This window comes from Mycobacterium sp., assembly GCF_035314665.1.
Lineage (GTDB): Bacteria > Actinomycetota > Actinomycetes > Mycobacteriales > Mycobacteriaceae > Mycobacterium.
Map to the genome: position 1 here is coordinate 1 of NZ_DATFZD010000163.1, position 10,020 is coordinate 10,020.

The 10,020-nt window shown below is 66.7% G+C and carries 9 protein-coding genes and 1 pseudogene; 8 read left to right on the plus strand and 2 right to left on the minus strand.

The features are described from left to right. From VKI00_RS13265 to VKI00_RS13280, 4 genes are all read left to right on the plus strand, one after another. A partial coding sequence (locus VKI00_RS13265; RefSeq protein ID WP_324438028.1) for a lysophospholipid acyltransferase family protein occupies positions 1–616 on the plus strand: 616 nt, incomplete at its 5' end. A 4-nt stretch (positions 617–620) separates the two neighbouring features. Further along, positions 621–1,370 carry a lysophospholipid acyltransferase family protein gene (locus tag VKI00_RS13270; RefSeq protein WP_324438030.1) on the plus strand — a complete coding sequence of 250 codons (750 nt, stop codon included), beginning with the start codon at positions 621–623 and terminating at the stop codon, positions 1,368–1,370. A 46-nt stretch (positions 1,371–1,416) separates the two neighbouring features. Next, positions 1,417–2,202, plus strand: coding sequence for a lysophospholipid acyltransferase family protein (locus VKI00_RS13275; protein ID WP_324438032.1), 786 nt, complete (start codon positions 1,417–1,419; stop codon positions 2,200–2,202). A 28-nt stretch (positions 2,203–2,230) separates the two neighbouring features. Beyond that, positions 2,231–3,046, plus strand: a complete 816-nt coding sequence (locus VKI00_RS13280; RefSeq protein ID WP_414687187.1) for an HAD family hydrolase — start codon at positions 2,231–2,233, stop codon at positions 3,044–3,046. A gap of 41 nt (positions 3,047–3,087) precedes the next feature. Here VKI00_RS13280 and VKI00_RS13285 read toward each other — a convergent pair whose 3' ends face one another. Then, positions 3,088–4,698 (minus strand): N-acetylmuramoyl-L-alanine amidase, encoded by a 1,611-nt coding sequence (locus VKI00_RS13285; protein WP_324438042.1) that lies wholly within the window; start codon positions 4,696–4,698, stop codon positions 3,088–3,090. Between the two features lie 205 nt (positions 4,699–4,903). Further along, positions 4,904–5,833 carry a hypothetical protein gene (locus VKI00_RS13290; RefSeq protein WP_324438034.1) on the minus strand — a complete coding sequence of 310 codons (930 nt, stop codon included), beginning with the start codon at positions 5,831–5,833 and terminating at the stop codon, positions 4,904–4,906. A gap of 296 nt (positions 5,834–6,129) precedes the next feature. Here VKI00_RS13290 and glf point away from each other — a divergent pair, with 296 nt between their 5' ends. The 4 genes and pseudogenes from glf to VKI00_RS13310 form a co-directional block, all read left to right on the plus strand. Continuing rightward, positions 6,130–7,335, plus strand: coding sequence for a UDP-galactopyranose mutase (gene glf, locus VKI00_RS13295; protein ID WP_324438036.1), 1,206 nt, complete (start codon positions 6,130–6,132; stop codon positions 7,333–7,335). An 89-nt stretch (positions 7,336–7,424) separates the two neighbouring features. Further along, positions 7,425–9,338, plus strand: a complete 1,914-nt coding sequence (locus tag VKI00_RS13300; protein WP_324438044.1) for a glycosyltransferase — start codon at positions 7,425–7,427, stop codon at positions 9,336–9,338. Next, entirely contained in the window at positions 9,319–9,864 is a 546-nt protein-coding gene (locus VKI00_RS13305) for a phosphatase PAP2 family protein (RefSeq protein WP_324438038.1), read from the plus strand. Before VKI00_RS13300 ends, VKI00_RS13305 begins: the two co-directional genes overlap by 20 nt. Next, positions 9,861–10,020 (plus strand): annotated as a pseudogene (locus VKI00_RS13310) (decaprenyl-phosphate phosphoribosyltransferase); the annotation flags it as partial. The gene VKI00_RS13305 and the pseudogene VKI00_RS13310, both read left to right, overlap by 4 nt.

The following is a 10,020-nucleotide window of genomic DNA, read 5'->3' on the forward strand; positions in this document are numbered from 1 at the left end:
ATACAGGGAGCACCGCGCGCGCAAAGTGCGGTTCATGGCCAAGCAGGAGGTCTTCGACAACAAGATCACCGGGCCGATCATGCGGGGCTGCGGGCATATACCGGTAGACCGGTCCAGCGGCGCCGCGTCCTACGACGCTGCCGTGGAGCGGCTCAGGGCCGGTGAGTTAGTCGGCGTGTATCCCGAAGCGACGATCAGCCGCAGTTTCGAAATCAAGGAGTTCAAGTCCGGCGCCGCACGGATGGCGATCGAGGCAGACGTGCCGATCATCCCGCACATCGTTTGGGGTGCCCAGCGGATCTGGACCAAAGACCATCCCAAGAAACTGTTCCGTCCGAAAGTGCCGATTGCGATCGCGGTCGGCGAGCCGATCCTGCCGACGCTGTCCGCGCCCGACCTGACGGCGTTGCTGCACTCCCGAATGCAGCATCTGCTGGAGCGGGTGCAGGACTCGTACGGTCCGCATCCGGCTGGCGAGTTCTGGGTGCCACACCGGCTGGGCGGCGGCGCCCCTACCCTGGCGGAGGCGGCCCGATTGGACGCCGAGGAAGCCAGCCAACGCGCGGCCGCCCGGGCGGCTCGCGAACGGGCGGATCCGGCGGGCGCGTCGGAGTAACGGCATGGAGCCGGTCTTTCGAACTCTTGAGATCGCGGCTAAGGTCCTGGTCGCGGCAACCGGCACCAAGATCACCTACCAGAGCCTGGAAAACATTCCCCGCACCGGCGGCGCGGTGATCGCGATCAACCACACCAGCTACGTGGACTGGCTACCGGCCGCGCTTGCCGTGCATTACCGAGGGCGGCGCATCCGCTACATGATCAAGGCCGAGATGCAGCAGGTGAAGATCGTCAACTTCTTGATCAAGCACACCAAAACCATCCCGGTGAACCGTCGATCCGGGTCCGAGGCTTACGCCGAGGCTGTTCGGTTGCTCCAGGCCGGGGAGGTGGTGGGCCTGATGCCCGAGGCGACCATCAGCCGCAGTTTCGAGCTCAAGGAATTCAAAACCGGGGCGGCGCGCATGGCGTTGGAGGCAGAAGTTCCGATGGTTCCGCTGATCGTCTGGGGCGCACAGCGGATTTGGACGAAAGACCACCCGAGAAATCTCGGCTACAAAAAGATTCCGGTGATCGTGGCCGCGGGTCCGCCGCTGTCCCCGGTCGGCGACGTCGAGCACCTTGACGCGGCGTTGCGCGACGAGATGGCGTCCCTATTGCATCGCGTGCAGGAGGAATATCCGCACCCGGAAGGCGCGTTCTGGGTTCCGCGGCGCCTTGGCGGGGGCGCACCTACGGTGGCGGAGGCCAAGGTTCTTGAGGAAACTGAAAAGACTGTGCGTGCCCGGAAGCGGGCGGAGCGCGGTGGGTGACACGTCGAGCAGCTGAGGACACGGCTGCACGAAAGGAGCGCCGAGCATGGCTGAGGCGTTTTACCGGTTCGGGGAATGGGTTGTGCCGCCGGTCGTTGCGATGAACGGAACGAAGTTCACGTTCCACGGCCTGGAGAACATCCCTGAGCGGGGCGGCGCGCTACTCGCCCAGAACCACACCAGCTATCTGGACTGGCTGCCGTCGTTGTTCGCCGCGCGTGAGCGGCGCCGGCGGATGTACTTCATGATCAAGGCCGAGATGGCCGACATGAAAGCCGTCAACTACGTCATCAAGCATGCCAGGCTCATTCCGGTGGACCGCCGCGACGGGCACGACGCTTTCGACACCGCCGTCCAGCGGCTGCGGGAGGGCGAACTGATCGGGATGCATCCCGAGGCCACGATCAGCCGCAGCTTCGAGCTGAGGGAGTTCAAGACCGGGGCGGCCAGGATGGCCCTGGAGGCGCGGGTGCCGATCGTCCCGCTCATCGTCTGGGGCGCCCACCGCATTTGGCCCAAAGATCACGAGAAGAAGGTGTTCCGCAACAAGGTTCCGATCACCGTGGCCGTCGGCCGGCCGTTGCCTCCGCAGGGCACCCCCGAGCAACTCAACGCGGCGCTGCGTGAATCGATGAACCAACTGCTCTACCGGGTGCAGGAGGAGTATCCGCACCCGGAGGGCGAATTCTGGGTGCCGTGGCGGCTGGGTGGCAGCGCGCCAACCCGGGAGGATTCCCGGGCGCTCCGGTACGCCGAATTGCAAGAGCGCCTTCAGAAGCGCGGAACCGACGGTGTGACGCGGCCGGGGCAAACTCAAAGCGGAACACATTGACCGCTGGCTGCGAAAGTGGGTCGGCCCGGTGACCCTGCCTGCCCTGATCGCCTGCGATGTGGACGGCACGCTGATCGGTGACGACGAGAGGATCACTCCCCGCACGCGCAACGCGGTGCGCGCCGCCGTCGAGGCCGGGGCCCAGTTCGTGCTGGCCACCGGTCGCCCGCCGCGCTGGATCAAGCCGGTGGTCGACGACCTCGGGTTCGCGCCGATGGCGGTGTGCGCCAACGGCGCCGTGATCTACGACCCCGCGACCGATCGGGTGGTGTCCGCCAGGACGCTGTCGGTGGCGACGCTGAGCGAACTTGCGGAGATCGCGACGCGTGCCATCCCGGGCGCCGGGCTGGCCGTTGAGCGGATCGGCCGCAGCGCGCACGACACGGCGACGCCGCAGTTCGTCAGCTCGCCGGGCTACGAACACGCCTGGCTCAATCCCGACAACACCGAGGTGTCCTTCGAAGATCTGCTGAGCGCCCCGGCGGTCAAACTGCTGATCCGCAAGCCGGGGGCCCGCAGCGCCGATATGGCCGCCGAGCTTGCCAAACATGTCGGCATCGAGGGCGACATCACCTACTCCACCAACAACGGGCTGATCGAGATCGTGCCGTTGGGCATCAGCAAGGCCACCGGTATCACCGAACTCGCTCGGCCGCAGGGCATCGCCGACGATGACGTGGTCGCGTTCGGCGACATGCCCAATGACGTGCCGATGCTGCTGCGCGCCGGCCACGGGGTGGCAATGGGCAATGCGCATCCCGACGCGATCGCCGCCGCCGACGAGGTGACCACACCCAACACCGACGACGGGGTGGCGCGAGTGCTGGAACGTTGGTGGCTCTAGGAGCAGGGCAATCGGCCCCAGCGGCTACAGCGCCGCAATGCTCATTCGGCGGCGTGCACGGGTGAGAACCGCTCGAGCTGTATCGGTGGACCGCTCGGCGGCGACGGCGGCAATTCCTCGGCGACACCGTCGATCACCCGGCTGACGTGCCCGCTGAGCCGGTCGAAGTCCAACGTGCCGTGCTGGAAGTTCTGCTTCACCCACTGCGGTTCCTGGAACTCGCCGCTGGTCGGCAACCCCAGCGCACCGCGCTCGTAGCCGAGCGAGGCCCATGCGTCATAGATGGCTCCGGTCACCGGTTCGGCACCGGTTTCCGGCGACCAGTACATCGCGCCCTTGTCGAAAGTGGCGTACCGCGCCGAGCCCGCCGCGGTAGCTTCCGGCGATGTCGGCGCGCCCAACACGCTGTTCATCCCGCCGATCGACTGCCACCGGTCATAGATCGCGCCGCCTTGCAGCGCCATGGCCATGTCTTCGGGTCGCGGCGGGCTGTTGAAACGCGCTGCCGTATCGCGGATTTCGTCCATGAGCCCGTAGGCGACATTGCCCGGGCAGTCGGTGGCGCCGACGTCGCGGTGGCTGAAAATGGTCGGCAACGTCGCGAGGGCGTCGACGGGATAGTTGGTGTCGGGGCCGCCGGCTGACGCCAATGTGACTATGCCCTTGGGGTAGACGTGATCCAACCCCAGCCGCCAGCCGAGCAGCCGGCCGAGGGTGTTGAGCTGGATCGGTGTCGGCGCAATGTCGTCGAAGTTGCCGATCATTGCCACACCCCAGGATTCGCGGTTGAAGCCACCGGTATGGTCACCCTGCACCGGCCCGGTGAGCGCGCCCGCCCTGCCCTCGAATACCTGGCCGTACTTGTCGACCAGCGCGTTGTAGGCAATGTCGCACCAGCCCAGTATTTGGGTGTGGTACGCGTAAATCGACGCAACGATGGCCGCCGAGTCCTGCGGCTGGTAGTCATTGCTCTCCGCGGTGTGGTGCACGACGGCGGCGCGGATAGGTTCATTGAACGGCCGGTTCCCGCAGCGCACCAGTTCGTCGGCGCCCCATTGCGCACGACCGATGATGTTGGGCGGCTGGCCCGCCGCGATGACCGCGGTGGGCGGGCTCCACTGGGTGTCGGCCGGCGCCTGCGGCGGGGAGATCAGGATGGCCGAGATGTTCTGCGCCAGCGGCTGTTCCACGGTGGCCGGGAGGTAGCCCAGGCCAGCGCCGGTCGGTGCCGGGCCGCTCGGCCGTTCGGTCGGTGCTGCGCCAGGCGGGCGAGTGACCGCGATCTGCACGGTGGTGGTCTTGCCGACGAATACCGGATCGGTGCCGGATGGACCCGGTGTCGAGCCGTGGCCGCCCGGGGCCTGCAGCGCCTCGGTCTCATACCACGGACCCCACGAGCCGTCGGCGTGCCGGGCGCGTATCCGCGCCGACGTGCCCTTGAGGTCTCCGCCCGTCAGCGCAACCATGGAAAACGGTGTGGGTTGGCTGATTTCGCGGACGGTGACGCCGCCGCCGAGGCCGACCAACGGCTGTTGGGTCAGCTGAGTATCACCGGGGTGGGTCGCCTGATGCCGTTGGTCGCGATGTCCCATGCCCGAGTCAGCCGCCCACGGCAGAATGACCGCTGTCGCGGCGATGGCGGTGAACAGCATCGTCGGTGCGGGTCGGCCAGGACGGCGGATTGGCACCACCCGATGTTACGTATGTGTCTAGTGTTACAGATGATTCGACACGCTACGTAAGTGGACTAAGTTAACGAGCCCACGGCACGGCACCGCAGAGATTAGGTCGCGCAGGTCGCGCGCGGTCCCACTTCTGCGGTGCCGTTTCGGGTGACAGTCCTTCCGGCCGCTTCGATCAGGGTGTCGGCACTGGAGGCGCCGGCAACGCCGGTACCGCGGCGGCCGGAGCAGCGGCGGCGCCGGCGCCGCCGTGCATAGCCTGCGTGATGCCTGGCATCACCAGGCCCTTGAGCAGGTCGATGGCCTGCCCGGCGCCGAGCTGATTGGCCGCGCTCATCATGTCGCTGACGAGCCCGCCGCTACTTCCGCCGGACGGCGCAGCGCCGAGTGACGGATCGCCGAGGATCGGGTAGGTGCCGCCGGCGCCCGGGTCCAATCCGATCGGGTCGCTGATCGGATATTCGCTCGGACTGGCGCCAAGCCCCGGGCTCGTCAACGCCGGCTCGAAGCCGGTCGGGTTGGTCAGCCCTGGCGTCAGACTCGGGCTGGTCAGTCCGGGACTGGTCAGACCGGGGGTCGTGCCAGGGGTGAGACCCGGGGTCGTCCCGGGGGTCAGGCCCGGAGTCGCGCCCGGAGTCAGACCGGGAGTTGCGCCGGGCGTCAGGCCCGGACTGGTGAGACCCGGCGAGGTCAGGCCCGGTGAAGTCAGACCGGGGCTGGTCAGGCCCGGCGAGGTCAGGCCCGGCGAGGTCAGACCGGGGCTGGTGAGACCGGGCGTGGTCAGGCCCGGCGAGGCCAGGTCCGGTGACGTGAGGCCCGGAGAGGTGAGGCCCGGCGAGGCCAGCCCGGGGCTGGTCGCACCGGTCAGGCTCGGCACAGGCGGGAGGTTGACCCCGAATTGCGACAGACCCTGCGACAGCGCATTCATCAACTCACCGGGCAGGTCGGTCATGCCGGCCGCCTTGACGAACTCGTGGTGCTCAACGGGGGGCTTGGGGTCGGTCAGCAGACCGCTGACGGCTACATAAGCAAACGGACTCGCGACCGCCAGAGCGGCGACTGCGCTCGTGGCTGTCGAGAGCCTGCGTCGACGTCGGTTCGGCACGGAAGTCTCCTCAATATCTGGACTATGTGTTCTCGGTTTCATGCGCGCTCAGTACGCGCACGGTGCCTTGAGGAGTGCTACCCAGGGCACGTGTTCGATGGTACTGACGTGATTGGTGTGACTAGAGTGGCGAGATCGAATCGTGAGGCAATCGCGACCTTCGTCACCAAAATGCGCCAGATCACCACACGCGGCGCTGGTATCCGCGCCGCGGGCGAACGACGCACACCAAAAACCCGGGCCGAGCGCCCCGCCAAGCGGGCTATGGTCGCGCGGTCGGATACCCTAGGCAACCGATGACCACTCGTTTCGACCTCTTCGTTGTCGGCTCCGGATTTTTCGGCCTGACGATTGCCGAGCGCGTGGCCAGCCAGCTCGACAAGCGGGTGCTGGTCGTCGAAAAGCGCCCGCATATCGGCGGAAACGCCTACTCCGAGGCTGAGCCACAAACCGGCATCGAGGTGCACAAGTACGGTGCGCATCTGTTCCACACCTCTAACAAGCGGGTGTGGGAGTACGTGCGCCAGTTCACCGAGTTCACCGGCTACCAGCATCGGGTCTTCGCGATGCACGACGGGCAGGCCTATCAATTCCCGATGGGACTCGGACTGGTGTCCCAGTTCTTCGGCCGCTACTTCAGCCCCGACCAGGCGCGTCAGCTGATCGCCGAGCAGGCCGCCGAGATCAAGTCGGACGATGCGCAGAATCTCGAAGAAAAGGCCATCTCGCTGATCGGCCGTCCGCTCTACGAGGCGTTCGTCAAGGGCTACACCGCCAAGCAGTGGCAGACCGACCCCAAGGAGCTGCCCGCGGCCAACATCACCCGGTTGCCGGTGCGCTACACCTTCGACAACCGCTACTTCAACGACACCTATGAGGGCCTGCCGGCCGACGGCTACACCGCCTGGCTGCAGAACATGGCGGCCGACGATCGCATCGAGGTCAGGCTGGACACCGACTGGTTCGACGTGCGCGACGGCCTGCGCGCCGAAAGTCCGGATGCTCCGGTCGTCTACACCGGCCCGCTGGACCGTTACTTCAACTACGCCGACGGCCACTTAGGCTGGCGGACTTTGGATTTCGAGGTCGAGGTGTTGCCGATAGGCGATTTCCAGGGCACCCCGGTGATGAATTACAACGACATCGACGTGCCGTTTACCCGCATCCACGAGTTCCGCCATTTCCACCCCGAGCGGGATTACCCGACCGACAAGACGGTGATCATGCGGGAATACTCCCGATTCGCCGACCATGACGACGAGCCCTATTACCCGATCAACACCGAGGCCGACCGCACCGTACTGGCCGCCTACCGGGCCAGGGCGAAAGACGAAACCGCCTCGGCGAAGGTACTTTTCGGTGGGCGGCTCGGCACCTACCAGTATCTCGACATGCACATGGCCATCGCCAGCGCATTGAACATGTACGACAACATCCTGGCGCCGCACCTGCGCGACGGTGCGCCGCTCGATGAGAACAACAGAGGAACCATCCACGGATGACTAAGACCACCGGCGACGACGCAGCCAGCGCAACGGCCAAGGCGGGAGCCCCGACCTCGCAAGAAGGAGGCGGACATTCTGGTAGGGCCGTGAGCCTGTTGGCCCGCGTCATCCTGCCGCGTCCCGGCGAGCCGCTCGATGTGCGCAAGCTCTACCTGGAGGAGTCGACGACCAACTCCGGTCGCGCGCACGCGACCAACCGCACGTCGCTGCAGATCGGCGCCGAGTCCGAGGTGTCGTTCGCCACCTACTTCAACGCGTTTCCGGCCAGTTACTGGCGGCGCTGGACGACGTGCACGTCGGTGGTGCTGCGAGCCGAGCTGACCGGGGCTGGTCGCGTCGACGTCTACCGGACCAAGGCCACCGGCGCGCGGATCTTCGTCGAAGGGCGTGAATTCGCCAGCGCCGGAGAGCAGCCGGTGACCGTCGAGCTCGAGGTGGGACTGGCGCCGTTCGAAGACGGCGGGTGGATCTGGTTCGACATCACCACCGACACCAAGGTGACGCTGCTCAGCGCCGGGTGGTACTCCGACAAGCCCGCGCCGGGTGTGGCGAACGTCGCCGTTGGCATCCCGACCTTCAACCGACCGAACGACTGTGTCAACGCCCTGCGGGACCTCACCTCAGATCCCTTGGTGGACGAAGTCATCGGTGCGGTGATTGTGCCCGACCAGGGCACTTCGAAGGTGCGCGATCACCCCGACTTCGCCGCCGCGGCCGCGCCGCTGGGCGATCGGCTTTCGATCCACAACCAGCCCAACCTCGGCGGCTCCGGTGGGTACAGCCGGGTGATGTATGAAGCGCTGAAAAACACCGACTGCCAGCAGATCCTGTTCATGGATGACGATATTCAGCTGGAGCCCGACACCATCCTGCGGATACTGGCGATGAACCGCTTCGCCAAGGCGCCGATGCTGGTTGGCGGCCAGATGCTCAACCTGCAGGAGCCATCGCACCTGCACATCATGGGCGAGATGGTGGACCGGTCGAACTTCATGTGGACCTCCGCGCCGTATACCGAGTACGACCACGACTTCGCCGAATACCCGTTGAGCGACAACGACCCTCGCAGCCAGCTGCTGCATCGGCGCATCGACGTCGACTACAACGGCTGGTGGACCTGCATGATCCCGCGGCAGGTCGCCGAGGAGTTGGGCCAGCCGTTACCGCTGTTCATCAAGTGGGACGACGCCGACTACGGGTTGCGCGCCGCCGAGCATGGCTACCCCACCGCCACGTTGCCCGGTGCGGCGATCTGGCACATGGCATGGAGCGACAAGGACGACGCAATCGATTGGCAGGCCTACTTTCACCTGCGTAACCGGCTGGTGGTCGCGGCCTTGCACTGGGACGGCGATGTGTCCGGACTGGTCCGCAGCCACCTCAAGGCGACGCTCAAACACCTGTCCTGCCTTGAGTATTCGACCGTAGCGATTCAGAACAGGGCGATCGACGACTTCCTCGCCGGCCCGGAGCACATCTTCTCGATACTGGAGACCGCGCTGCCCGAGGTGCACCGGATGCGCAAGGCCTACCCCGATGCGGTGGTGTTGCCGTCGTCCGACGAGTTGCCGCGACCGTCGCAGCGCAACTACGAGATGAAACCGCCGGTGCACCCGCTGGCAATCGGCTACCGACTGGCCCGCGGGACGCTGCATCAGCTCACGCGGGCAGACCCGGCGCACCATCAGCGCCCACAGCTCAACGTGCCGACCCAAGACGCCCGGTGGTTCCGGCTGTCCACGCTGGACGGCGCCACCGTCACCACGGCCGACGGCCGTGGCGCGGTTTACCGCCAGCGGGACCGGGCCAAGATGTTCGCGTTGCTGTGGCAGTCGTTGCGGCGGCAGCGGCAGCTGCTCAGTCGGTTCGACGAGATGCGCCGCATCTACCGCGAGGCGCTGCCGGTGCTGTCCAGCAAGGAGAAATGGGAGACGGTGCTGCTGCTGGCTCACGACCCCGTTCCAAACAACGTGACCGGCAATGGCCGACATCGCAGCTGATTCGGCACCGCCACGTGGTGAAGTGGCTGCGCTGGTAGCGGTCCAATCGGCGTTGGGCGAACGTCCCGGTGCGCTTACGGTCGCGCGGTCCCTGTCGCATTTCGGGGAGCACAGCATCGGCTGGTTGGCGGTATCGGCGATCGGTGCAATCCTGCAGCCGCGGCGGCGCCGGGCCTGGCTGGTCGCCGGCGCCGGAGCCTTCGCCGCGCATGCGGCCGCCGTGCTGATCAAGCGCGTGGTGCGGCGTCCGCGGCCGCATCATCCGGCGGTCGCGGTCAACGTCGGCACGCCAAGCAGCCTGAGCTTCCCGTCGGCGCACACCACCTCGACCACGGCGGCATCCATCCTGCTGGCCCGTGCCACCGGAGCGCCGCTGCCTGTCATGCTGGTGCCGCCGATGGCGCTCTCGCGGGTGTTGCTCGGTGTGCACTATCCCAGCGACGTGGCCACCGGCGTGGTCGTCGGCGCCGTCGTCGCGGCCATTGCCGCTCGGATCGACGGCTGGATGACCGGAGCAGGCAAATGAGTGAAGACATCAAAGACGAAGCGCCGGCAACCGGGCCTGCAACGGCCCGGCCAAACCTGGTCGTCGGCGTGATCAAGGCGATGCGCCCGCGGCAATGGGTCAAGAATGTCTTGGTGTTGGCCGCGCCGCTGGCCGCGCTCGGCACCAACGTCCACT